This is a genomic window from Limnothrix sp. CMB-01 (genome assembly GCF_055193175.1).
The window spans coordinates 4218213-4242749 of the sequence record NZ_CM143720.1 but is presented as its reverse complement, the minus strand read 5'-3'; the positions used below and the strand labels follow the sequence as shown (position 1 = coordinate 4242749).

The 24537-nt window shown below is 53.5% G+C and carries 22 protein-coding genes; 9 read left to right on the top strand and 13 right to left on the bottom strand.

Annotated elements, in window-relative coordinates; genetic code table 11:
- Nucleotide 1: 1 nt before the first annotated feature.
- From ACZA91_RS17535 to smc, 3 genes are all read right to left on the bottom strand, one after another.
- Entirely contained in the window at nucleotides 2-592 is a 591-nt protein-coding gene (locus tag ACZA91_RS17535; protein WP_463183748.1) for a Uma2 family endonuclease, read from the bottom strand.
- A gap of 143 nt (nucleotides 593-735) precedes the next feature.
- Nucleotides 736-1455, bottom strand: a complete 720-nt coding sequence (locus ACZA91_RS17530; RefSeq protein ID WP_463183746.1) for a hypothetical protein — start codon at nucleotides 1453-1455, stop codon at nucleotides 736-738.
- Between the two features lie 144 nt (nucleotides 1456-1599).
- Complete coding sequence (gene smc / locus ACZA91_RS17525; protein ID WP_463183744.1) at nucleotides 1600-5235, bottom strand: chromosome segregation protein SMC; 3636 nt, start codon at nucleotides 5233-5235, stop codon at nucleotides 1600-1602.
- Between the two features lie 344 nt (nucleotides 5236-5579).
- Here smc and ACZA91_RS17520 point away from each other — a divergent pair, with 344 nt between their 5' ends.
- Complete coding sequence (locus ACZA91_RS17520; RefSeq protein ID WP_463183742.1) at nucleotides 5580-7169, top strand: GmrSD restriction endonuclease domain-containing protein; 1590 nt, start codon at nucleotides 5580-5582, stop codon at nucleotides 7167-7169.
- Nucleotides 7170-7556: 387 nt separating this feature from the next.
- On the opposite strand, the gene ACZA91_RS17515 is transcribed toward ACZA91_RS17520, so the two are convergent.
- Together ACZA91_RS17515 and ACZA91_RS17510 are read right to left on the bottom strand one after the other, a co-directional pair.
- A complete protein-coding gene (locus ACZA91_RS17515; protein WP_190528953.1) occupies nucleotides 7557-7967 on the bottom strand; it encodes a type II toxin-antitoxin system VapC family toxin in 411 nt (136 codons plus the stop codon).
- Complete coding sequence (locus ACZA91_RS17510; RefSeq protein WP_463183740.1) at nucleotides 7964-8212, bottom strand: DUF2281 domain-containing protein; 249 nt, start codon at nucleotides 8210-8212, stop codon at nucleotides 7964-7966. Before ACZA91_RS17510 ends, ACZA91_RS17515 begins: the two co-directional genes overlap by 4 nt.
- A gap of 238 nt (nucleotides 8213-8450) precedes the next feature.
- On the opposite strand from ACZA91_RS17510, the gene ACZA91_RS17505 reads away from it, so the two are divergent.
- Nucleotides 8451-8846, top strand: coding sequence for a hypothetical protein (locus tag ACZA91_RS17505; RefSeq protein ID WP_463183739.1), 396 nt, complete (start codon nucleotides 8451-8453; stop codon nucleotides 8844-8846).
- A gap of 98 nt (nucleotides 8847-8944) precedes the next feature.
- On the opposite strand, the gene ACZA91_RS17500 is transcribed toward ACZA91_RS17505, so the two are convergent.
- The 4 genes from ACZA91_RS17500 to ACZA91_RS17485 all read right to left on the bottom strand — a co-directional run bounded on the left by ACZA91_RS17500 (nucleotide 8945) and on the right by ACZA91_RS17485 (nucleotide 11233).
- Nucleotides 8945-9331, bottom strand: coding sequence for a type II toxin-antitoxin system death-on-curing family toxin (locus ACZA91_RS17500; RefSeq protein WP_463183738.1), 387 nt, complete (start codon nucleotides 9329-9331; stop codon nucleotides 8945-8947).
- Nucleotides 9331-9576 (bottom strand): hypothetical protein, encoded by a 246-nt coding sequence (locus ACZA91_RS17495; RefSeq protein WP_190530717.1) that lies wholly within the window; start codon nucleotides 9574-9576, stop codon nucleotides 9331-9333. Before ACZA91_RS17495 ends, ACZA91_RS17500 begins: the two co-directional genes overlap by 1 nt.
- Before the next feature lie 170 nt (nucleotides 9577-9746).
- A complete protein-coding gene (locus ACZA91_RS17490; protein ID WP_099532102.1) occupies nucleotides 9747-10079 on the bottom strand; it encodes a P-II family nitrogen regulator in 333 nt (110 codons plus the stop codon).
- A gap of 83 nt (nucleotides 10080-10162) precedes the next feature.
- Nucleotides 10163-11233, bottom strand: a complete 1071-nt coding sequence (locus tag ACZA91_RS17485; RefSeq protein ID WP_463183735.1) for a sodium-dependent bicarbonate transport family permease — start codon at nucleotides 11231-11233, stop codon at nucleotides 10163-10165.
- Nucleotides 11234-12027: 794 nt separating this feature from the next.
- Here ACZA91_RS17485 and ACZA91_RS17480 point away from each other — a divergent pair.
- The 7 genes from ACZA91_RS17480 (at nucleotide 12028) to ACZA91_RS17450 (ending at nucleotide 19134) form a co-directional block, all read left to right on the top strand.
- Nucleotides 12028-12948 (top strand): response regulator, encoded by a 921-nt coding sequence (locus tag ACZA91_RS17480; protein WP_190530718.1) that lies wholly within the window; start codon nucleotides 12028-12030, stop codon nucleotides 12946-12948.
- A 511-nt stretch (nucleotides 12949-13459) separates the two neighbouring features.
- Nucleotides 13460-14422 (top strand): hydroxymethylbilane synthase, encoded by a 963-nt coding sequence (hemC, locus tag ACZA91_RS17475; protein ID WP_190354751.1) that lies wholly within the window; start codon nucleotides 13460-13462, stop codon nucleotides 14420-14422.
- Between the two features lie 205 nt (nucleotides 14423-14627).
- Nucleotides 14628-14924 (top strand): hypothetical protein, encoded by a 297-nt coding sequence (locus tag ACZA91_RS17470; RefSeq protein ID WP_190354752.1) that lies wholly within the window; start codon nucleotides 14628-14630, stop codon nucleotides 14922-14924.
- 337 nt (nucleotides 14925-15261) lie between these two features.
- Complete coding sequence (locus tag ACZA91_RS17465; protein WP_190530719.1) at nucleotides 15262-15846, top strand: TIGR04376 family protein; 585 nt, start codon at nucleotides 15262-15264, stop codon at nucleotides 15844-15846.
- Between the two features lie 111 nt (nucleotides 15847-15957).
- The gene (locus tag ACZA91_RS17460) at nucleotides 15958-16692 is read left to right on the top strand and encodes an SDR family oxidoreductase (protein ID WP_099532713.1); all 735 of its coding nucleotides are present in this window, start codon (nucleotides 15958-15960) and stop codon (nucleotides 16690-16692) included.
- Between the two features lie 260 nt (nucleotides 16693-16952).
- Complete coding sequence (locus tag ACZA91_RS17455) at nucleotides 16953-18125, top strand: metal ABC transporter substrate-binding protein (RefSeq protein WP_242030899.1); 1173 nt, start codon at nucleotides 16953-16955, stop codon at nucleotides 18123-18125.
- A 292-nt stretch (nucleotides 18126-18417) separates the two neighbouring features.
- Nucleotides 18418-19134, top strand: a complete 717-nt coding sequence (locus tag ACZA91_RS17450; RefSeq protein WP_190354824.1) for a potassium channel family protein — start codon at nucleotides 18418-18420, stop codon at nucleotides 19132-19134.
- Here ACZA91_RS17450 and ACZA91_RS17445 read toward each other — a convergent pair.
- The 4 genes from ACZA91_RS17445 to dapF all read right to left on the bottom strand — a co-directional run bounded on the left by ACZA91_RS17445 (nucleotide 19091) and on the right by dapF (nucleotide 24530).
- Nucleotides 19091-20740, bottom strand: coding sequence for a cation:proton antiporter (locus ACZA91_RS17445; protein ID WP_190530720.1), 1650 nt, complete (start codon nucleotides 20738-20740; stop codon nucleotides 19091-19093). The two genes, ACZA91_RS17450 and ACZA91_RS17445, sit on opposite strands and share 44 nt — an antisense overlap.
- A 212-nt stretch (nucleotides 20741-20952) precedes the next feature.
- Nucleotides 20953-22152 carry an aminotransferase class V-fold PLP-dependent enzyme gene (locus tag ACZA91_RS17440; RefSeq protein ID WP_099532709.1) on the bottom strand — a complete coding sequence of 400 codons (1200 nt, stop codon included), beginning with the start codon at nucleotides 22150-22152 and terminating at the stop codon, nucleotides 20953-20955.
- 211 nt (nucleotides 22153-22363) lie between these two features.
- Complete coding sequence (locus ACZA91_RS17435; protein ID WP_099532708.1) at nucleotides 22364-23557, bottom strand: hypothetical protein; 1194 nt, start codon at nucleotides 23555-23557, stop codon at nucleotides 22364-22366.
- A gap of 124 nt (nucleotides 23558-23681) precedes the next feature.
- The gene (gene dapF, locus ACZA91_RS17430; protein ID WP_463183731.1) at nucleotides 23682-24530 is read right to left on the bottom strand and encodes a diaminopimelate epimerase; all 849 of its coding nucleotides are present in this window, start codon (nucleotides 24528-24530) and stop codon (nucleotides 23682-23684) included.
- Nucleotides 24531-24537 lie beyond the last annotated feature (7 nt).

The window sequence follows — 24537 nt, the reverse complement described above, 5'->3', positions numbered from 1 at the left end:
GTCAAACCTCGCCGCCAAACTCAATCGCCTCGTACAGATCCGCAAGCGGCAATTCCACTGACACCGCATCCAACAACACCCGATCGCTCAATTGCCCATATTCACTGAACAGCCACTGCTGATCCCCCGTTCGGGCATAGAGTTCCACATGGGGCTGATATTGATCAATTAACAAATAGTTTTGCAAGCTCGCGATCGTCCGATAGGCAGCGAATTTTTCAGTGCGATCGTAAGTCGCTGTTGATTTGGAAAGTACCTCAGCAATCAGGATTGGATTCATTACGGTATCGGTGCGATCGGGCTTCCGTTCGATGGGCCGCCGCGCCACCATCACATCAGGATAGGTATATAAATTCGGCTCCGGAATCCACAGCCGCTGATCTGCCAATGCCAGATCATAGGCTTGTCCTCGCAAGGCAAATTTCAGAATTGTAATCAAATTAATTGCAATGAAATTATGCTCCGGTGTACCCCCTGTCATTGGAACAACAACTCCATTACGATATTCATTTCGAGTTTCAGCCAGAACTTCTTGGGCTAAATAATCATCAGCGGTAATGACTGCAGGTTCCGGTAATAGGGCGATCGACATGGCAAACCTCCTAGAAGATTGCTGGGGGCATTGACCCAATGACCTCAATCGAGTTGCTTGCTCCAAACCCAAAAAAGGGAGAGCAGATCCCCCTCTTCATTTATTTTATGGTGCAAATTTGGGCAAGCGATCGCGCTGAGTCTTTAGGAGTCGATCGCGCATGATTCTGACGACTGCAACCGGCGCGATCGCTGACGAATTCCCCACAAGCCCAACATCATCAGCCCAGCACCCGCCACTCCCGGCTCCGGCGTGCTAACTACTTGTTCCACCGTCCAAGTTCCGCTCAAGTTGTACTTGGGAATCTCTTTACCGCGCGTTTCTGGATTCGAGAACCATTCGCCCCAGCGATCAAACGGCACTTCCGCATATGACATTGACCAAGTATTCACCTGACCGGGTTGAAATAGACCGTCCATATAAAGCGTTTTATCCACCGGACGGCCGCGACCGTAGAAGTTGGTAAACCACCAAGTGCCAAATCTCACGTAATTTGTCGGATAGCCCGTTCTGACCACGCTGCCCATTTCGCCACCGTCACCCACCCAACGGGTGGCATCAAAACCAGAGGTTGGCTCAGTAGACGACCAAGGCACAGCACCAACCTGAAAATCAAAATTCGTGACAAGGTTGCTGGCGGTATAGGTGCCGCTGGTCAGGCCAGTGGGCGTGTTTTCTAGAACGTCAAGGGTTTGCGGCTCGGTGTTAGTGATGAAGTTGCCGCCACCAAAGGCTGCGCCCATTTCGTCAAAGAAGCTGACTTTCCAGGTCAGTTTGGCCGCTTCGGCCGGCTGGATGGTGAGGGTGGTCAGCGTGGCTAGCCCGATCGCCGTTCCAAGAATGCTGGTTAGGGTTTTGTTCATAGGTAGTGGACTGATCGCAGGAGATGCGTTGCGGAGCTTTCCAACGATCGCATTCCGATCAGTTAAGTGACTTATTACCTATCGCGATCTGGTTCCGTAATTTGTGCAGCTCTTAGGCGATCGCCCGTCAGGATGAGAGTTTTGTTACAACACCACGCCCAGGACTTGGGTTTGTGCGCCTCGGGCTTGGGTCACACCAATCACCCGATCGGACGCTTCAATGGTGGGACGGCGCAAACTAACCACAATGAACTGCGCTTCAGCGGCCTGTTGTTTCACCATTTTGGCCAGGCGCTCCACGTTCGACCCATCCAGGAACATATCCACCTCGTCGAAGGCATAGAACGGCGAGGGGCGGTAGCGTTGAAGGGCAAAAATGAAACTGAGGGCCGTGAGGGATTTTTCGCCGCCGGACATGGAAGCCAGCCGCTGCACCGGTTTGCCCTTGGGGTGGGCGACCAGGTTGAGGCCGCTTTCTAGGGGGTTTTCGGGATCATCCAATTGCAAGCGGCCGTCGCCTTGGGATAGCTCGGCAAAGATGATTTGAAAGTTGCGATCGACCGCATCAAAGGCCTCATAAAATGCCTGTTGACGCAGAGTAGTGAAATTTTCCACGCGCAACAACAATTCCGTGCGCTCCTGCTCGATCGTCGCCAGCTTTTCACTCAGTTGATTCAGCCGGCCTTGCACTTGATCGTATTCTTCCAGGGCCAGCATATTCACCGGTTCCAGACTTTCCAATCGGCGCTGCAAAGTGCGAATCGTTTGATCCAGTTGTTCGCGGTGGGCGGCCAATTCAGCGGGATCACTGGGCAGGGGTTCCGAGTCGGGCGGTAGATCGGGCCGATCGCCCTCGGCTCGATTTGCCAACTCTTGCAATTCCGCTTGCTGTTGTTGTTGGGTTTCTTGGAGCCGATCGCGCTGAAATTCCAGGGTTTGGAGCGCTTGGCGTTGACGATTCAGCGCTGTTTCTTGGCGATCGCGCTGTTGTTTAGTTTCGCCAAGGGTGGTTTCCAAAACCGCAATTTGCCCTTGTAGATTGGCGATCGCTTGATCCAATTCCGTTTGGGTTTGCTGAAGCTGTTGGAGCCGATCGCCCGCTGTGGTGATCTGGTCTTGGGCTTGGGCGATTTGTTGTGCTAGTTGTTGGCGCTGTTGGCTGAGGCGATCGACTTCGCGGGCTTGGTCGGCCTGCTGGGCTTGGGCCGATCGCAAATTGTCCGCCAATTGTGAGAGCACCGATTCCCGATCGCGGATTTCCGTTTGGGCCTCGCTCCATTGGCTGTGGGCGGGCGAGTCCTCCAGTTGGGCGATCGCCTGGCGCAGGTTGGCCAACTGGCGCTCGGCGGCCGGCAAGGCCCGATCGAGCTGGGCCAAGCGTTCCTGGCTGGTGGTCAGTTCCGTGGTTAGCCGATCGCGCTGTTGGGCCAGGCGATCGCGCTGACCCGTGGTGGCCGTCAGGGCCGCTTGCAGTTGCTCCAGTTGCCGTTGGGCATCGCGGCGGGCCTGGCGCAAATCGTTCAGGGTTTGGGTGTGGCGCTGGCTGTCCAATTGAGCCTGGGCGATCGCCCCATCACAACGGCCCAACACCCGATCGATATCCCGCAGCCGATCGCGCAGTTCCGCCGCCGCCTTCGCCTCCTCCGTCAGTTCGCCCCCGCCAAACCGCAGGCCGCCCCGGGACTTTTGCATACTGCCGCCGGTCATCGCCCCGCTGGTTTCCAGCAACTCCCCATCCAGTGTCACGATCCGATGGCGACCCAGGAGCGATCGAGCCTGATCCAACCGCTCAAACACCACCGTCCCGCCAAACACATACTCAAAAATGTTCCGGTAGCGATCGTCAAAATCCACCAGGTTGACCGCGTAATCCAGCCAACCCGCCACCGCCGCCCGACCCCGAGCCATGGCCGCCGACTCGCCGCCGCCACCGCCGCGAATTTTGTTCAGGGGCAAGAAGGTGACACGCCCGGCCCGCTCCCGTTTCAGGATTTCGATCGCCGCCGCCGCCACCGCATCATCTTCCACCACCAAATGGCCCAGCCGCGCCCCGGCCGCAATCTCCAAGGCCACCTGATAGCGCGGTTCCACCTGCCCCAAATTGGCCACCAGGCCGCAAATGCCCGGTAAGTCACTTTGCAACAGCAATTGCACCCCAAACGTGCCTTGGGCTTCCCGCTGGGCCTGGGTTTGGGCTTCCAGTTTGTCCAGTTGCCGTTGCACTTGTCGCTGCTCGTCCTGCAAGCGGCTGCGGGTTTTCTGTTGGAGCTGCAATTCCTGTTCGGCAGCGGCCAACTGTTCGGCAGCCGTTTGGATTTGGGGTTCCAGGCTGCGGGTTTGCCGATCGACCGTTTGGAATTCCCGATCGTGCTCATTGAGGCGATCGCCCGCCCGCTCCCATTCCGTGGCGATTTCCGCCAACTGGGTTTCGATTTGCTTCAGCCGCTCCTGCAAGGTGGCCCGCTCCGTGCGCTGGGGATCGATCGACGCTTGGATCGTCTCCAACTGGTGGCGCAAGTCCGTTTGCTGTTGCACCCAAGCCTGGGACGCTTCCGCCAACTCCGCCGCCTCAGCCCGAGCCCGGTTCAGGTTGGCCGCCGCCCGATCGTGGGCCTGTTGCAATTCCTCCAGGCGCTCTTGCAATTCCGGCCCAGTGGCGGCCAAGGCGGCCTCGGTGCGATCGACCTCCGTCACCTCCGCCGTTAACCGGGCGATCGTTTGTTGTTGGGTTTGCTGCTGGTGAGTCAGCTCCGTTTGTTGGCGTTGCACCTGATCCCGTTGGGCCCGGTGGGTGGCCAGCTCCGTTTGCAGGGCAATTTGTTCCGACTCCCCCAGGGATTTCACGGTTTGGTTCAGCCGCTCCAGTTCCGCCGCCTGGGTTTCGACTGTCGCCCGTTCCGCCACCAGGCGATCGGCTAACTGCGCCAAATCCTGTTCCCGCTGGGCGATCGATTGGCGCAGTTGCTCCACCTTCGACTGTTCCAGCAGCCAATCCACCACCGCCAAGCGCCCTTGCTGGCCCTGCATTTCCTGGCGAATTTGTTGATATTTCAGAGCCTTGGTGCGGTCTTTGGCCAGGCGATCGCACTGAATTTGCAACTCCTGCTCCAAAATGCGGCAGCGATCTTCCCGTTCCTTCACCTCTTCGAGGGTTTGCTTGGTTTGGATAATTTTGCGATCGAAGTTGGCCACCCCCGCCAGCTCATCGACAATCTGCCGCCGCTCCCGGGGGTTCATGGAAATGATGCTAGTCACGTCCCCTTGCAGCACCACGTTGTAGCCTTCGGGATAGATCCGCAGCTTCGAGAGGGATTGGTGCAACTCGCTGAGGGTGCAGGGTTCGCCGCCGATGTAGTAGTTGGAGGTGTAGGTTCCCTGTTGGGTGACGCGCAGTTTGCGGGTGACAGTCCATTCACTGAGGGGCTGGCCGTCGGCATCGCGCAAACCGGGCAAGTCTTCGGCGGCTTCGGCGGAAACGGTGGCCAGCAGGGCGGCTTCTTCGCTCAGATCAAAGGTGACAGTAACGGCGGCTTCTACGGTCGATCGCTTGCCTTTGCCTTGGCCCTTGCCCATTTGTCCCTGGTTCACCAAGTCGGGCAGGCGATCGGCGCGCATTCCTTTGGAGGAGGAGAGGCCGAGGGCAAACAGCAGCGCATCGAGAATGTTGGATTTACCGGAACCGTTGGGGCCCGAAACCACGGTGAATCCGGGCAGCAAGGGAACTCGCGTCGTGCCGCCAAAGGATTTGAAGTTGGTGATTTCGATGTGCTTGATGTACAACGCGCCGGTCGCCGTCCCTTGGACGGATCAGGGAGAATCGAAAACGGGGAACAGCGTTCCACCGCGCTATCTTACCCAAAACTTTCGCGAAACGGCGATCGTCCCGTCACCCATCCCTCTTCCTGCGTTGTATTCTATGCGGCGCAGCCTGAAATCAAGTGGACAACATACGAAGCAGGTGATACCATCTCCTAATTAGAAAACCTAAAACAAACAAAAATCTATGAGTTTTTATGCGAATTCAAAAGTGATAAAATTTTTAATAATATTTAATCAAACAAAGATGCCAAATTAATATATCATTCTCACTCTGTAATGAGTTGATTGGTTTAAGGAGTAGAGACTTGGCAGACCCATTATTCATAAGTGATTTAATCCCCAAAATCGTAAATGGCAGTATCAGAATTCCAAGTTTTCAACGTGGATTCGTCTGGGAGGCAGACAACGTTGCACACTTGATGGACTCGATTTATAAAGGATTTCCATTTGGTTCAATTTTACTTTGGCGAACTAAGCAGCCTTTGAAAACCGAGCGAGATCTCGGCCCGTTTACCTTGCCAGAAAAAGATCCTGACTTCCCCGTGGACTATGTGTTGGATGGACAGCAACGAGTAACTTCTATTTTTGGAGTTTTTCAAACTGGATTAGAGCCAAAATCAGGAGAAGATGAATCAATGTTTAAAATATATTTTGATCTATCGCAAGACAATTCAATTCAAGATTCTTCATTCATTGTTGTTCCTGATAACGAGGTCGATTCAGAAAAGCATTTCCCTCTAAATTTACTATTTAATCCGCCAGGTTACCGACGTTATCTACGCGATATGAGTGAAGAAATATGTGAAAAAATAGATCTTCTCTACGAAAAGTTTACTACTGCAAAAATACCAGTTCAAATTTTTGAAACTGATGATCGGACAGCAGTTGCGATTGTTTTTGAACGCATTAATCGACTTGGTGTGGAGCTAGACACATTACAGTTGATGTCGGCGTGGACTTGGAGTGAGGATTTTGATTTACAGGAAGAGTTTCAGGAGCTTTCGGAAGATTTAGCACCTTACGGTTTCAGTAATGTTGGCAAAGACTCTGATCTATTACTAAGATGCTGTGCCGCTATTCTCAAGGGTAACGCTTCACCAAATACAATTATTAGTTTGAATGGTGAGGAATTGCGTCAGCGTTTTCAAGAAATTCGTAAAGGAATTAACGGAGCTGTTGATTTTCTCCGAACTTCATTAAAAGTCTATTGCACACAAGTTTTGCCTTTCCCAACACTTTTAATTCCTCTTTCAGTGTTTTTTGCTACGTGTAATGATCAAGATACACACCCAACACATGAGCAACACGAGAAGCTAGTCTATTGGGCGTGGAGAGTATTTTTTACCCGACGCTACTCAAAACGATTAGAGCAATTGAATACAGATATTGGTCATATCATTGCACTGAAGAAGGGACTGCCATCTCAACTGGGTGAGTTCAGCGTAGATATCAATCCAGGCTTTTTCATTGAAAATAGATTCAATCTAAGTGCTGTTAATACTAAAACATTCGTCTTGATGTTGGCAAATGAACAGCCAGTCAACTTTATATCTGGAAGTCCAATTCAGTTAGAATCTGTTCTGAGAGACTGTAATAAAACACAATTCCACCACATTTACCCAAAGTCTTTCCTAAGCCAACAAGGTATCCATAATACTGAAATTAACTCGTTAGTTAATTTCACGATGTTATCTAAGGCAGATAACAATCAGCTTGGAGGGGTTGCTCCATCGAGCTACAGGAAGAAAATGGTGAAAGATGAGAAAGTCCTTCGTACTATTATGCAGAAATCTCTGTGCCCTGAAGATATTTTCCATGATGATTTTCATCGTTTTGTAGAAGATAGAACGACCATATTAGTTGAGCGTGCCAAGAGTTTGATGGGCGTTCGCTAGAGTCCCAGCTAGATTAGTAATGTAGGGTGGGCACTGCCCACTACTTCCCCACAAGCGGAATCAACTTCAAGATTATGGTTCATTTCCTTGGGTGCGATTGCGTTGCTTGGGGGCGGTTGTTGTTGCTGGGCATTGCCCACCCTACAGCTACTCCTGAAATTCAAAACCAAACAAGTTTACTATTGCAACAGTTAGGAACTACTGAGGCTGTTGTATGGTCGCCTCATGATTCCTATGATGCTGCTCAAAAACTCTCAGGTGGGCAGTGCCCACCACTCTCCCACAAACAGAATCAACTTCAGGATCAGGGCTTATTACCTTGGGTGCGATCGCGTTGCTTTAGTGGTCGTTGGTGGGCAATGCCCACCCTACAGCTACTACTACAAACTAAGGCAAAATAACTGGAATTTCTAGGCGGTTGAAGCGTCGATAGATTTGAAAATCACTATCCAGGGTCATAACTGTACTGTTCGGACGTTGCTCTGATAAACAAACTAAGCAAGCATCCGCTAGAGACATAGGCACAGAATGGTATTGACGCATCAACTCGATAACCCTAGCCTGACTGTTTTGAAGCGAGAAATCAACCCTTAGTAATCCCCGCTCAATCCACTGAAGCATCATCTCTCGACCACAATTGGTACGCCCGAGCAGAAACCAAGATTCCGTAAGAACAGGTTCACAGGTAATCAGGGGAGATGGCAGTTGCCTAAGCTGTTTTGTCGCCCAGTCATGGTGATGGTCACGCCGGTTAATGACGGCAACCAAGGGGCCGGTGTCAATTAAAACCTCTTTCACTCGCGCCCCATACCTTCTAGATAGTCGGGATTTGTCGAGAGATCACTTGGCCCTTCAGCGCTGCCAATTAAGGAACCAGCGAGATCAAACACTGAAGGAGAAGGCTCTGGACGGCTGAGGAGCGGGGTGACTTGCGATCGCTCGGCCAACAGCAAGTTGATGAATTGAATCACCAGTTGTTGGAGCGCCTGGGGAAGCTGGCGAAACTGGTTTAGGAGGGTTTGCTCGATCGGGCTGGGAGTCATGGGGCGATTACTGGTGAGACTATGACCATTTTATGAGAATGAATCAATTTGTTTTTCAAGACTCGATCGCCCCGTTGGATCAAAACTCTGATTGCAAACGCTCAGACAAGCTGACCGCCCAATCAAAAGATAGTGGACGGAGCGATCGCTTTCTGTTCCTCCACATGGGTTGGCGCTGAGGAAGTGGCGCAAGGTATCTTGCAGGCATCCTCTTCCAAGTCAAGCTTTGATCATTGCCATGATGGATAGCTATCCTGGAGAACTTGAAGCCCTAACGCTATTGGGTCTGGCGGTCGTAGGGTTAATCGTTGGTGGGTTGCTGGCCATTAGCTTCCTGTTAATTTCAATTTTTGTGCGCCGCGACGAATCTCCCGGCGTGATCAAGGCATGGGCGATCGCCGCCTTGTTGATCTTCATCATCAACGTCTTCGTCTATAGCTGGTTAATCGGGCTTGGTCGCGATAACCTCGTCCGCGATGGCGAGCAACGACCATTAATCACCCCGCCCCCAGTCTTGTTTGTCAGCATGAGCCTGATTAATTCCCTCGGGCCCAGCGTGAGTGTCCTGAGTCCGATCGTGGTGTTTTGGGTGAAGCACCCTCCCCGTTCTCGACATTCGCCCAGCGATCTATGAAGCATGAGTGGTGTTGGGTTTCGTGCCTCAACCCAACTTACGCGATTTACTGGTTTAGGAGGGTTTATTCGATCGGGCTGGGAGTCATCGATTATGAATTATCTATAGGGAGAAATTCGCTGCCTGAGCCATTCTGTAAGCTGTTGTCGGGTTAGCCTACCAGCAGCTAAATCGAGAAAGGTTGACTCTGAATCATCAACTGACGCAACCACCTCATAACCATTAAGCACCAGGAAAACTTCCATGGCTGTGTAGGCAACTCGCTTATTGCCATCAATAAATGGATGATTCAGTGCCAGAAAAAATGCTAAAGCAGCCGCCTTATCGACCAATCCCTCATACAAATCAATGCCTGAAAAGGACTGTTGAGGTTGGGCCACGGCTGATTCTAGGGCTGCTTGATTCAGAATTCCTAAAGAGCCACCTGAGCGTGCAATGACTTGCTCATGAATTCGGATGATGTCTTCAACCAACAGGAAACGCATTAGGCCAAGCGATCGAGCAACTCAGCATTCTTCTCTAAGACATAATTGATCGCATGATCGAGATCAATTTCTGCTTGAATTGGCTTCGGTTCACAAGATCCTGATCGATCGCCAGCAGGTATCAATCGCGCCTGGAGCTGTTGCAGTAGCACCAAGATCTGTTGTTGGATTGCCAAGGGCATTTGGCGAAGGATGACCAAGATCGATCGCTCCAGATCGGTTTGTTCCGTTTCAGGGGTCAGCATCACAGAATTGAGATAGCAATTTTCTGTAGTTTAGCAAGGCCGATCGCCCTGATCTTCAGAACACCGATCGCCCCCCAACGCAAAAATGATCATCAAAAAACCGGGGTCATCCCCCGGCTCTCGTGATCAAAGTTGTGTTTCAAAACTGGTTGCGTTTCAAAACTGATGACCTAGCAGCCTTCAGGCCCGCAGAAACTGTGCGCATATAGCACCTCCGCATCACAGATGTAGATGATGCCTGCGTAATTCAGGAAGAACTCCACCGCCACGCGATCGGCGATCGCCTCAGCCAGGGTGCGAGTGTCGGTCAACACCTCAAACTTGATATTCGCTTGGGTGTCGGAAACATTGGGCTGCCCGGACGATCGCACGTTGCGGCTGCCCTTGCCGCCCGTTTCCAACACCGTATACCCTTTGGCCCCGCACTCTTCAATGATCTTGGCCACCTTCTTCAGCAACACCTTCTCGGTGATGATGACAAGCTTTTTGGCTGGTTTAGCCATGTTGGTTACCTCTTTTGTCTACTACTCTAACGAGTCTGTCGGGCCGTGAGAAAGCACCGACAGACCCCACCTGCTTGGGGCGATTAACCCCCGAGTGCTTGAGCCAGCCCGATAAAGAATGGAATGCACAGACCGATCGCGATCGGCGTACCAACGGCCGTGGAAGCACCAATGTAGGCGGAAGGGTTCGCCGACGGGATCCCGGCGCGCAAGGTGGGCGGGCCCGAAATGTCTGAGCTAGAGGATGCAATGACCGCCAGCACAACCACACCACCCAGGCTGAAGTTCATCGTGTAGTGAGCAATCATGCCCAAACCAAAGGCAATCAGCCCATGGAGAAAGGGAGCCACCACACTGTAAACAACGTACCACTGAGCCACTTTGCGCAGTTCGCCAATCCGCGACCAAGCTTCCATCCCCATCACCAGCATCAGGATTGAAAGCAAACCCCGGAAAGCCGGATCGTAGAAGCTTTCGTAAACGCTTTCCGGCTTGGTGAGAATTCCCAAGGCCAAACCGAGCAACATGGCAGACAAAGCGGGCCCTTGCAGGCTTTCTTCGATAATCGGCCAGATTTTGACCTTACTATCACCCTGCTGCTGGTCGCGATATTCCTGACGGGTGCTGGGCTGCTCTTGGGAATTCACAGCGGCGGCGTTGCTACGCTTTTTCTGGTTGAGATAGATGTTGGCTACAACAATTGCCGTGACCAGCGCCGGAATATCCATGAAGGGATAAAGTGCGCCCGCCCATGCTTCATACCCAATCTTTTGTTCTTCGAGCAAGGTCAGGGCTGCCGCCATGGTGGAGCCACTGACCGCCCCAAACAAGCCACCCGTCGCGATCGCATCAACGGTCTTGACCTTTGGTAGTTTGGCCAAGGTGTAGCGGGCGATGAAGACAACTAGAATCCCTACAGTTGCTGCAAATATAACCGGTAAAACCATTTCGGTCAGGTTGGAATTCCGGATTGCAATTCCGCCGGTCAAGCCGATTTTGGTGAGCAACATGAAGACGATGATTGTACAAATCGCCTCTGGAATCACCAATTGGCTACCCAGTGCTGCAATCACCATCCCGCCAATCAAAAAGCCCAACGTTGGAGATTGCAACTGGGCAATGAAATCTTTTACGAAAAGGGACAAGAAATCCACAAATACCTCCTAGTCCACTGCATGAACTTTGAAAGTGTTAAAGAAATTCAGAGGGAGGCACTTCATTCCCATAGCACAGATGTTGCTCAAAAAATCTGTATCTAGGGTGTTCGGAAGGAGCCGATCTCCAGGCAGGTCTCGAAATAGTTGTGCTGAACTAATTTCTATAGACTCGTCTATCAGTTTTCTATAGATGGGTACGTGATGTAAATCCTTATGGGCGCTGGATTATCTTGAAAAACTGATTATGGGGTAAATCAGAACAAATATCGTGATGCTTGACTTTTAATGGCTTTGAATAATTGATGATTGGGACAATTAGAGCAGCTAATTGTTGGATCAATCAAGGCAAATATATTTTTCGTTAGCTCGGGATGCATCAGGTAATTGTCAGGTAATTTTTTGTCTCATTTGACCCGCAGGTTCTTGACTTTAATGCCGGATTTTGCTGAATCGGCTAGTTTCCGGCGACGATTTTCCGCTTGCGGAGGGCGAAACTGTGGCATTGGGGCGGGTTGGGGGCAATGCCTCACGGGTGTGGTTCCCCGGAATTCATGCTAGGACTGAGGGGGTATGATTTTGGGGCAATGGCTGCCCGGTGTTTCCCGGAACGGCCGCGGCGGTTGAGGAGTATGTCAAAATGCTCTCTGGATTGCCGCAACCCGTTTTGCGCCGTACTTTGCAAGCCGGTTGATGGTTGGTTGCCCGCCATTAATCAGGCCCCTAGGGGAGGTGTGATGCATCCTGTTTCGATCGCGATCGCACCCTACTGCCCCTGATGCACCCCACTTGCTATGAACAAACTCATCGTTGACCTCGAAGGCCTCCGCGAACAGTTGAAAAGCGCTCGCCGTCCCCCCAAACCCAAGATGCTCGTCGTCGATGACGAGCCAGATAATCTCGACTTGCTCTATCGCACCTTCCGCCGAGATTTCAACGTGCTCAAGGCCGAAAGCGGGGCCCGAGCCTTGGAACTGTTGGCCGAGGAAGGGGAAGTGGCTGTCATCATTTCCGATCAACGGATGCCGGAGATGAAGGGAACGGAGTTTTTGAGTAAAACCGTGCCCCAGTTTCCAGACACCGTGCGGATTATTTTGACGGGCTTCACGGATGTGGAAGATCTGGTGGAGGCGATTAACTCAGGACAGGTGTATAAGTACATCACCAAGCCTTGGGATCCTGATGAGTTGAAAACCGTGGTGCAACGGGCAGCCGATAGCTACGACTCTTTGAAGAATCGTTCGATCGAGCTGGAACGGGCCCAGGCGCAGATGCAACTGTTGGCGGCAATTTTGGCCGCGGCCGACAGCGGCACGTTTGAGATTTGTGCGGAGCGGCTGGCGACGGCGTTTGTGGAACGGTTTGAGGCCGATCGCTGCACCATTCAGCTCGTGCAAGAAGGGCAACTGGGCAACCACAGCGGCCAAGCGGGAGCTGCTTCTCTGGTGGGTGATCCGCTCAGCCAACAGGCGATCGCTGAGAAAAAGCTGCAAGTGTGTTTGAATGCGGCGGCGAATGCGGATTTGGCCGGAACAGCATTCTATCAAGAAGGCGGGGTGGCAACCCATGTGGTGATTCCAGCCATCTATCGCGATGCGGTTGGGGCTTTGGTGTCGTTGCAGTTTGCCAATCCCATCACCCTGGAAGAAAGTGAAGCAACCCAAATGTATTTGGCGGTGCAGCAGGCGGCCTTTGTGCTGACCACGCTGCCCTAGTAGCACGGCAAGCGGATTTTGAGCTGATTTTGATCGGTCAATTTAGGTCAATTCAGATCAACTCAGGTCAATTCATCAGGTCAATTCAAAGAACTGTTGCTGTTGCCAGATCGCTCACCAGATCGCTCGGCAACAAGGGGCTGGCGCATCTTGTTATAACGACTGACTCCGCAACGTTGACCCCATGAATTAAGGTAGCCGCGCTACTCGGTTGGGTTGTGAGTTTTTGGGGAGATAGATTTTTGGGGGCTTGATCCCCTTTGGGGTGATTGTTAACGAACATGTCGATCGCTCGATCGCGATCGCGCCCGAACGGTACGCTAGACCGCGCCTGATCCCACCGGATGCTCGGGTTTGCTTCTCCCAGTTAGCGAGCAAAGTCCCATAAAAATTCCAACCGGATGCGCCCGATGGCGCTGAGGGGTGGCCAGATTGGCTCGATCGTCCGCCAACTGCCGATCTAGACAATCTGAGGATTGCAACTAACGTTCGTTAACCGACCTCCAACCGTATGTCCGTCGCTAGTCCCACCCGTACCATCCGCATCGGCTCTCGTAAAAGCCAATTGGCTCTTGTGCAAACGCACTGGGTACAAGGAGAATTGCAGCGGCATTTTCCGGACATTACGTTTGAGGTCTGCGCGATCGAAACCCAAGGGGATAAGGTGCTGGATGTGGCCCTGTCCAAAATTGGGGACAAGGGTTTGTTTACCCGCGAGTTGGAAGATGGAATGCGCGACGGGATCTATGATCTGGCGGTGCATTCCCTGAAAGATTTGCCGACCCGCCTGCCGGAAGGGCTGACCTTGGGTTGCGTGACAGAACGGGTGAACCCGGCTGATGCGGTGGTGCTCCATGCCCAACACAAGGGCAAAACGATCGACCAATTGCCCGCAGGCGCTGTGATTGGTACGTCGTCCCTGCGGCGGTTGGCTCAGTTGCGCTATCACTACCCCCATCTGAGCTTCAAGGACATTCGCGGCAATGTGAATACTCGGCTGAAGAAGCTCGACAGCGGCGAGTATGATGCGACGATTTTGGCGGCGGCTGGTTTGCAGCGGATGGATTTAGCCGATCGCATCGATCAGTTGTTGCCGTCGGATGTGTCGCTCCATGCGGTGGGCCAAGGGGCCTTGGGCATTGAGTGCCGCGAGGGCGATGAGGACATTTTGCGCGTGCTGAAGGTGCTGGAGCATGAACCCAGCAAGTGGCGCTGCTTGGCGGAACGGGCTTTCCTGCGCGATTTGGAAGGGGGCTGCCAAGTCCCGATCGGGGTGAATACCAGCTTGGAGGGTGACACCTTAACCCTGGCGGGCCTGGTGGCCAGTGTGGATGGCAAGCAACTGATCAAAGACACCGTGAGCGGCCCCCACACCAGTGCTGAAGATCTGGGCACGGAGTTGGCCCAAAAGCTGCGCGCCCAAGGGGCCCAGGAAATTTTGAATGAGATCCTGGCTCAGGTCAATCGGGGCTAAGGATTTGCTTGCGAGTGGCTCCTGATGTGGATCCTGATGAGACGATCTTGGGCCCACAACCTGAGTCCATCACCTGAGTCTATGGGTTTTGGATGTCGGTTAATCCGGTTCGCTGGGTTAATCCGGTTCATGCTGAATTTCGCTTGAGGATCCTGGGGGCGATCGGGCAAGATGGAACTGTCTTGCTCGATCGCCCCTTTGGCTCATGGATATTGCCAGTCTTTTGCTGCGTGCGGCCGTTGCTCACATTCCCCAAACGGTGATGATTCCCCTGTGCTTTGGGTTGGCTTGGTATTTGGTGGCCGTTCTGGTGCGATCAATCGCCAGCTTCACCCAAGAGGGCGTTTCGCGGGTGCGCACTTTGCACCAAATTCCCTGTGCAGACTGTGCCTTTTTCACAGGCGATTACCACCTCAAATGTCCCGTCCGTCCCAGCGAGGCCCTGTCAGAAGCGGCGATCAACTGTCCAGATTTCCAGCCCAAAACTACTCCCCTGGCTTAGGGAATGTTTGAGCAAGGTTTTGGGGCACAGGTCAAGTCAGCATCACCGTCGGGGCAAGGGGCTTAGGGGGTGTCGTCAAATTGCCTAAACCCCTGATGACCTCGCTCTTCAAACCAATTAGTTGTAGGGGCGGGTCTCCCCAACCAGCCCCGTCTTTCCTTCGCTCCCTTTATCCCGAATTCACGTTAACCCGGACGATCGCCTCAAAGCAGCCCCCGGGCTGGGCGAGGATTGAAACTATCCAGCTTTCCCCATCTACCCCATCTAAATGAATGTTATTGAAGTGCAGCGCCCGGCCCCCGGGCTGGGCGAGGATTGAAACAAAAGGAGCGATCGCGTGAGTTTGCTCGATGATCTCAGTCAGTTTTTAGAAGCTCGGCTAGAAGCCTTTCTGCGCGAACATCCCGAGCTAGAGTTGCGGGCCCTAGAAGAGCAACTGCGGGAACAGGAAGCCGATGCCAAGCGATCGATCGGGGAATTACACACCCAAGAACAGCAACTGAAAGCCGACATTTGGGAAACAGCCCAAGACGTGCAGCGTTGGCACATTCGCATCGAAAAAGTGGAAGCCGCCGGAGAACACCAACTCGCCGCAGCCGCCCGCGAACGAGAAGCCGCCCTCTTGCGCAAAGGCAATCAACTTTGGGGACAAATGCAGGGCATTAAAACCCGCATTGAACAGTTAGAAACCCTGGTCTCGCAACTGGCCAGCAAACGGCAAGAGGTGGCCGCGCGGGCTGCCCAGGCCGATGCGCAAACCCAGACCCAAGCCAAGACCCGCACCAGCCGATCGCCCTGGGACAGCAGCGATCGGGCCACCTACAGCAGAGGAATGGGAGCCGATCCCCTAGAGGAGCAGTTCCAACGCTGGGAAATGGATGAAGAACTAGAGCAACTGAAGCGCCAAATGGGCCGCCCTTGAGGGTCTGAGTAAGGGATAGCGGCTTTTTTAGCCGATTCAACTGCTTTGGCCTCCAACGGCCGTGCTAGCTTAAGGATGTAACGGTTTGTAAAGAAAAGTAACAACCCGATCGTGCAAGACTGGCAAAGCAAGCTCAAAGGCAAAGTAATCGTCATTGTTGGCGGCACAGGGGGCATTGGCGCAACCCTGGCTCGCAAGCTGGCAGCGGCTGGAACCTCGTTGGTGTTGGCGGCTCGGGGGACGGAACAATTGGCGGCCCTCGCAGCGGAACTGCGGGGAACGGGAGCCACAGTGTTGGCGGTTCCCACGGATATTACCGATGCAGCTCAGGTGGCGAATCTATTCACCCAGGCGATCGCCCAATTTGGTCAGATTGATGCGCTGGTCAATGCGGCGGGCGCGGGAATTCTCAAACAGTTTAATAAGCTCACGGAAGCCGATCTGGATCAAATGTTGGCGGTGAATTTAAAGGGCAGTTTTCATACTTGCCAAGCCGCCATTGAGGTGATGAAAGATCGCAAGATGGGGCATATTTGCAACGTGATCGGCATTTTGGGCAAACATTCCATGGCGATGGGTGCGGCCTATTGTGCTTCCAAGTTTGCGCTCACGGGCCTTAGCAAATGCATGGCCGATGAAGCCCGGCGCTACGGGATCAAAGTCACACTGTTCTATTTTGGTGGCATTGATTCACCCTTTTGGGACAACGTGAGCCTCAAGGTCGATCGCACCAAAATGTTGTCCACGGAAACGGCGGCCGATGCCATTTTATTTGCTCTCAGTGCAGAACCGCAGGCCATTCCCATGGAAATCAATATTCAGCCGGAAAGCCATCTCTTTTTCTAGGCATCTGTGAATATTCACGAATGAATATTCACGAATGAATATTCATCAGCCATTGAGAATAGCAATTTAGCGCCCCCATTCAAGGCAGTTGCTCAGGGAAAAAACCTGCTGATCGATCGCCCCGCTCCGCCATTGACTCGCCTTGGCAGATTGCTCTATGCTTGTGATTGAGAATGATTCTCATTCTAGATGAGCCTCTGAATCTGGGCGTGGGCCAACCAGAGGCATAACCGCAAGCTTAGGTGTGATTGATGGGTGGGATGACTCGAACCATGGCGGAACGGCGATCGCGCAACCGGGGAATCGGGCGGATGCAATGGCCAGCGATCACCCTCGGCCTGGCCCTGCTGGGAACGGGTTGCGGCACTGGAGCCAACTCCGGGGCAACAACCCCCAATGGCAACAACACCCCGGCGACCAGCAGCACCAACCCCGATCGCCCCAAGGTGGTGGCCAGTGGCGGCGTGGTTTGCGACTTGGCCCAGCAAATTGCGGGCGAGACGATCGATCTCACCTGTTTGGTGCAACCCGGCCGCGACCCCCACACCTACGAACCCACCCCCAGCGATCGGGCCGCGATCGAGTCCGCCAGCCTCGTGCTCTATGGCGGCTACGACTTTGAAGGAGGGTTAACCAAAACCCTCACCAGCGCTCCCACCCAGGGCCCCAAGGTGGCAATTTTTGAGAAGGCCGTTCCCAGTCCGCTGAAGATGGCCGCCCATGATCATGACCATGGCCACGACCACGGCCATGAAGATGACCATGACCACAAAACCGAAGCGGCCGCCAAGCCCGAGGAACATGATCACGACCATGATGCAGATCCAAAAACTGCCACTGGGGAAACGGCGGAACTGGTGGCGGATCCCCACGTGTGGCACAGCCCCCAAAATGGCCAAAAGCTAACGGCGATCGTGGCGGCCCAACTGAGCCAACTGATTCCCGCCCAAGCCGATCGCTATCAACAGGCTGCCCAGGCCCTGACTGGCGAACTGCAAGCGCTCGATCGCTGGATTCAAACCCAAGTGGCCACCGTCCCGCCCGATCGACGGCGACTCATCACCACCCACGATGCCTTGCGCTACTATGCCCAAGCCTATGGATTTGAGGTGAAAGGGGCCCTCAGCGGTCTGAGCACCGAAGAGCGACCCACCCCCAGCAAGTTGGCGGAACTGGTGAAACTGGTCAAGGCGGCCAATGTGCCAGCCATTTTTGCAGAAGCTTCCACCAACCCCAAGACGATCGCCACCGTCGCTCGCGAGGCCGGTGTGCAGGTGGCCCCCAACCCGCTCTATATTGACGGGCCCGGCGCACCCGGCACGGCGGGATCCACCTATCAAACCATGCTGATTAGCAATACTTGCACGGTGGTGAATGCCTTGGGAGGCCAATGCGAACCCCAGACGGCTCCCCTGGAGAAATCTCGTTCTTGAAGCCCCATTCTTGAAGTTCAAATCTCAAAATCTGGGTCTCAGGGTTTGGGTCTTGAAGTTGAGTTTCTAGAATTTAGTTCTTGAAATTAAGTTCTTGATTTTTGGTGATCAAAATTTCAATTTTTGAGCCATATTTTTCATCACTTTCTTAGATTTAACTCTGCTCTAATCTTGGATTACGCTTCCTTGATGAATACATTGATGAATACATTCAATTCATCAGCTTAAGGAAGCAATTTCATCTCTGCGCTAACCTGAGATATCCAAGATTTGCGAGGCGAGTACAACAACCATGTACGTTCTCATTGGCGGCGCAGGAATGATGGGATTGCGGTTAGCCCAACAACTCCTAGAGCTGGGGCATACTGTTGCTGTGATTGACAAAGATCCCTTAGCCTGTCGATTTGCTCGCGAACAAATCGGGGTGATGGCCTTCGAGGGTAGCGCAGTCAGCACCGCAGTGCTCCTAGAAGCTGGGATCCGGCAGGCCAATGCGGTGGTAGCAGCCCTGAGGGATGATGCCTTGAATTTGGCGCTCATCACCTTATCCAAAAGCTACGGCATTGCCCATACTGTTGTTCGGATGCTCGATCGCGAGTTTCTGGATGCTTATCGTTTGGCCGGCGCTAGCCACATCATCAGCACCATTGATTTGGCAGTGGCCACGATGGCCAACGCGATCGAATACCCAGAAGTGGAATCCATGATGCACTTTGAACAGGGTCAGGTTGAAGTGCTCAAGCTGCCCGTTCCCAATGATTGTTATGTGGTCGATCGCACGGTGGCCCAGATTGCCCAAGATCCCGATTTTCCAACGGGATCTCTGATCATTGGTTATCAAAGTCATGCCTGTAGCAACCTAGAAATTCCCAATGGTCAAACAGTCTTGAAAGCTGGCTCCACCATTTTGGTTGTGACCCGGCCGGAACTCGTCCGGCCGATGATCAAATATCTTGGACTCACTGCTAGTCATCGCTCAGAGACTGAAGCTTCTGATCCAAATCTTTGATGTAGCGTTGCACCACATCTTCCGGAACAATTCGCTTGCGCAGGGCATCGTTAATTGCACCCTTTTCCGCAATAATTAACTGTCTTCGCACCACATCCAATTGGTTGGGATAATGCAGACCCAAATGGGCTTGGTGTTGGTTATAGACCTCCCTCAAAACCCGTTCTGATCCAGCGACTTTGGCTTGATAAGCAGCCCAAAGCTCCTCATAAGTTGCTTTTGGTAAAACGCCAGCCTTGAGTAGCTGGGCAAGTTCATCCTGCGCCGCCTTGGCCCCAATCAGTTGAATCTGTAATTGGCCAATTTCCTCGGATATGCCATTGCCTTGGCCGATGTTGAGCTGCTTGATCAACCAAGGCAATGCCAGTCCCTGAATCACCAACGAAAACAGGACTGCCCCAAAAACCAGTTCAATAATGAATTCTCGGCCAACAAAACCCACAGGAATGGCGATCGCCAATGCCATGGACAGCGATCCTTTAATGTTGCCGAGCACTAGGACATGTTGCCAACGGAGGGGAATCGGGCGATCGAACCAGCGCAAGCCGGCCAGCAATGAATAAACAGAGATGATGCGTCCCAATTGATAGGCAATGATCACCAAAATAACGGCCGGGAGAATTTTCCAAAGGGTGAGGGGATTAATTTCAATGCCAATCAACAGAAAAATGAATGTATTAACACTAAAGCCTGCATATTCCCAAAAGCTGAGTAGCGTGATCCGATAGGAGGCTGATGTGGCTTGGGGCAAACCCAAATTACCAAAAACCAAACCAGCAATCACGACGGCTACCGCACCAGAAACACCCAAAAACTGACCCAGTTGGAACGTGCCTAAAGCCAATGCCACAGTTAGCAACAAACTGCTTAAGGGATCTTGCAGGCGATTAAAAATCGGCAAGCAAAGATAGCCTAAAACTGCGCCTAGGAATGCACCACCCAAGGAAACCAACAGCATCTCTTTGATGCCTTGACTGACGGTAATGCTACCGGTGGAGTAAATGACCAACAGTAGATTGAAGGAAACTAAGGCGGCGGCATCGTTAAATAATGTTTCGCCTTCAACAATCGTTGAAAGCCGTGAAGGCACTCGCAATTCCTTAAAAACCGCGATCATGGAAACGGTGTCGGTATTAGCCAAAATTACACCGACCAACAGCGCATTAATCCAATCCAGCCCTAGGCTCAGTTTCACCAAAACAGCAATGATCCCTGAGGAGAGCAAGGAGCCAGGAATTGCGAGCAGGGCGATCGGTTTGAAGGTGCTGCGAAGACGACTAATATCCGTGTTGATTGCCGCTTCAAAGATCAGAATTGGCAGGAAAAGATTGAGCACCAGCGACGGATCCAGGCCAAGGCGCTGGGATAGCAAGTCGGTGATGGGTAGCCCCGCCAGCACCAAGCCAGTGACATAGGGAATTCTCAGCCGCTGCGTCACCAGGGCAACGGTGGTTGCTAACAAGAGCAGGATAATGAGGATATTAATCAGTTCGGGAATGCTGCCGATCGCTAGACTGCTGACCGCTGCGTTGGAATTGTGAACTGAATTGCTGTTTGCTAGGGATTGTGGCCAGGAGGAAAGAGTTAGCAACCAATCATGCTTCATGCGGTTTTCTCCTAGATGAATGACGAAGATTAATGGCAAATTTACCCCGCTCTGATCTGGTTTGGAGGGGGGTAGGTATGGCCAGACTTTTGGCAAGCTGTTACGGTTGATCGCCCGGTTGATCGCCCGGTTGATCGCACAATTAAGCCGATCGCCCAATTACAATCCCAGTCCGAACAGTTAGGTTAAAATAGGTCAAAGTTAAGTCAAAGTTAGGCTGCTACGAGCGATCGAATCAGTTCCGCCAGTTGATCGACTTCCGCTTCTTGGGTGAAGTAATGAACACAGGCCCGCGCACAATCGGGATTGGGCAAGGTTCGTAGCAAATATTTTTGTTTTTCCAGGGTGGCCACGAGCGATCGAGCGTTGTGGGAGCCACTGACCTTGAAGGAAATGAGGCCGGTTGGCGGTGGGTATGGCAGCCAACATTCCACCTGGGGAATGGTTTGCAGATGTTGCCAAAGGCGGCCGGCAAGCTGCACGATTCGATCGTACCGTTGCTGAGGTGTGCCCCAACGGCGGTGCAAGTCCAGAGCCGATTGGAGACCTAGCCCAAGCGCATAGGCGGAGGTGGCCACTTCAAAGCGTTGGCCGGTGGTTTTGTGGCCCGTGGGGTTACCCTGGCGATCGGCCGTGATGCCACGCCAGCCCACGAAGGTCGGCTCCAGGCTCGATCGGGGATTAACATACAATCCCCCCAACCCATCGGGCCCACAGCACCACTTGTGGCCCGTGAAGGCATAGAAATCAATCTCTAACTCCGACAGATTCAAGGGCAACAGGCCCACCGATTGGGCCGCATCAACCAGGATTTGCACAGAGGGCTGTTGGTGGCGGCAAGCGCGGGCAATGGCTTGCACATCGAGAATTTCGCCCGTATTCCAAAGGGCATGGCTCACCAGCACCAAGCGGGTTTGGGGATGCAGATGGGCCAAAATGGCTTCCACGATCGGTTGCTCAGGGACTCGATCGCGCAGGGGAAACTGATCGATCGTCACTCCCCAACGCTTGGCGATCGCTTGGGCGGCGGCCACCACCCCCGGATGCTCGGAATCGCTAATCAATAGCCGATCGCCCGATCGCCAAGGCAATCCCCAAAGGGCAATGTTGCAACCAGCCGTCACATTCTCAGTCAGGGCGATCGTCTCCGGACTCACCTGCAATTCCTGAGCAATGGTTTGGCGGGTGGCGGCCAGTTGCGCATCAACCCAATCGCCCACGGCGCTGCTGAAGGGGCCCAATTGCTGCATCGTTTGCCAGGCTTGCACCATGGCTTCCAGGGATCCTTGGGGTAGTGGCCCTTGGCCGCCGTAGTTGAAATAGGTTTTGTTGTCTAGGGCGGGGAATTGGGAACGCACCTGATCAATGCTCCAGGGTTCTCCGTTCCTAGGTTCTTGGTTCGTTTGTGCCATATTCCTGTTGCCCGCAACCACCATGTTTCCAAACGCTCCTGCCAATAGGCTGCTAGTGGGTTTCAACTAAACCCTCATGCAGTCAGTCCCAAGGTTTTTACTTTGCTGTTTTTTGCGGTTTCTATTCCGCAGTTTCTATTCCGCAGTGTCTGTCTCGCAGCCGCTATCCTGATGTTTCGAGGTGGCGGGTATGAACCAGGTTGCGTGAATCTTAACCAGCAGCCCAGTCGCGATCGGTTGCCCGTCGTTTGGTGTCATTCAAAGACTGTTTGACCCGCTCCAAGACCCAACTGAAGGTTTCAAAAACCTGCCGGAGCGATTGTTCATCCCGCAGGGTTGAAAGGCTGAAGTTGGGGGCCCGGCGTTCTCGTGAGTCCGGCGGGAGGGCCAGGCCGATCGAGCTGAAGTGGCTGCGCAATTCCATCCATTCGTCATGGCGCGTGAAGGGATACCAAGAAGCGTAGGTGCTGGAATTGATTTCCAAGCCCCCATCAATTCCCACTTTGAACAGCTCATGGGACTCGCCCCGCCCAAAATCACACATGGCCACAAACCCGCCGTAGGTGTCGCCCGTGCGCCAGTAAACCTCCACATTGGGATGATCGCTACACCACTCGTAAATGTGGTGTGCAATGGCGGCTTCGTCTTCCCCCTGGCGGGTGCTGAATTCTTGGAAGAAGCTGTCTTCGTCCCAACGCCGCCGATCGAGGGCGGGGGAAGCACTCTTGGAGTCGGTCATGCGCCCAATTAATCGGGGCACCAGGGTGCGAAATCCTTCATCGCTCACGTATTGGCGCAGTTCGATCGCCTGAACCTCTGCCGGATCCATCTGGGCGTTCAAAAACTCCACCGTCCGCACCAGTTCCGGCGAGAGGGCATCGGAAACCACCACAATTCGGATCCGGCCCGCTTGCAGGTTAGTTTTCACCTGTTGCCAAAAACGCTCTTCTTCCTCGTCATGGCCCAGGAAGTCTTCCACCACTTGATCGGGATCCCGATCGTTGGCGCGGCAGTTGGCTTCAAATTGGGCCAGCATGGTTTCGATCGGCCAATATTGCGACAGGTTCGCAGCATATTCGATCGCCTGGCCAATCAGCTCTTGGGCCTGTTGACCGCCGCCGCGTCCGTGGCTGCAAAACACCTCCACCACCGTAGGCACGCCGCTGCGATCGAGAAAAATCCGATCCAGAGACCAGCGATCGGCCCGTTCGTCATCAAAAATCACCGTGTTCTGGCGAGTGATGGCCAACCAGTCCTGATCACGGTTAATGAGGCTGCGATCGCCAGCCAATAGGTTGGGGTAAGTTTCCAAGAGTTCCTGAAGAAGCGTCACCGACCCATAGGGCTGCTCCATCATCTCCACGAGTCGCCCATCATTGCGTACGAAGTAAATTCCGCTGCTCATGCCTATTGCTCTTCAGTTGCTGCCGTGAACTGGTGATCGCCGGGGGGCCATGGCGGCCCCCAATCCTTAGCACCGCTTGGGCGACGGACTCATTGGCGACGGATTAACTTGACCCGGGGCCGGATCACCAGCCCCTCCACACCCCGTTAAAAACCGCTTCTGCCGGCCCCGTCATGAGGATCCGATCGCTCACAGCATCCCAGGTGATCTGCAATGGGCCGCCGGGAAGCTCCACCGTAGCCACTCGATCGCTGTGGCCATTTAACACGGCTGCTACCAGTGTTGCACAGGCCCCCGTTCCACAGGCCAACGTGATGCCCGCGCCGCGCTCCCAAACCCGCATTCGTAGATAGTCGCGCCGCACCACTTCCACAAATTCCACATTGGTTTTTTGGGGGAAGGCCGGATGGCATTCGATTTGCGGGCCAATGGCGGGCAGGTCGATCGCGCTCACATCCTCCACAAAGGTGACACAGTGGGGATTTCCCATGCTGACGGTGGTTACTGTCCAATCCTGACCAGCGGCCGTGAGCGATTGGGCCAGGGCCGTTTCGCCCGCTGTGCCCAAGGTGGTGGGAATCCGCTCGGCCGCCAAAATCGGCTGGCCCATGTCCACGGTCACCTGGCCATCGGCCTGAATGGTGGGAATAATGGAACCCGCCAGCGTGTGGACTTTGTAGGTTTTTTCGGTGTTGTCCAGGCCTTCCAGGGCCGCTAAATATTTGGCAAAGCAGCGAATGCCATTGCCGCACATTTCCGGTTCGGAACCATCGGAGTTAAAAATTCGCATGGTGTAATCGGCTCCCTGCTCGCCGGGCAGCACGAAGATCACACCGTCGGCCCCAATGCCAAAATGGCGATCGCACAGTTGCACGGCCTGCTCAGGCGAGAGAATTGGCTCTGCTCGATCGCGGTTATCCAGCAGAATAAAGTCATTCCCTAATCCGTGATACTTTGCAAACGCAAGTCCCATTGAGCAC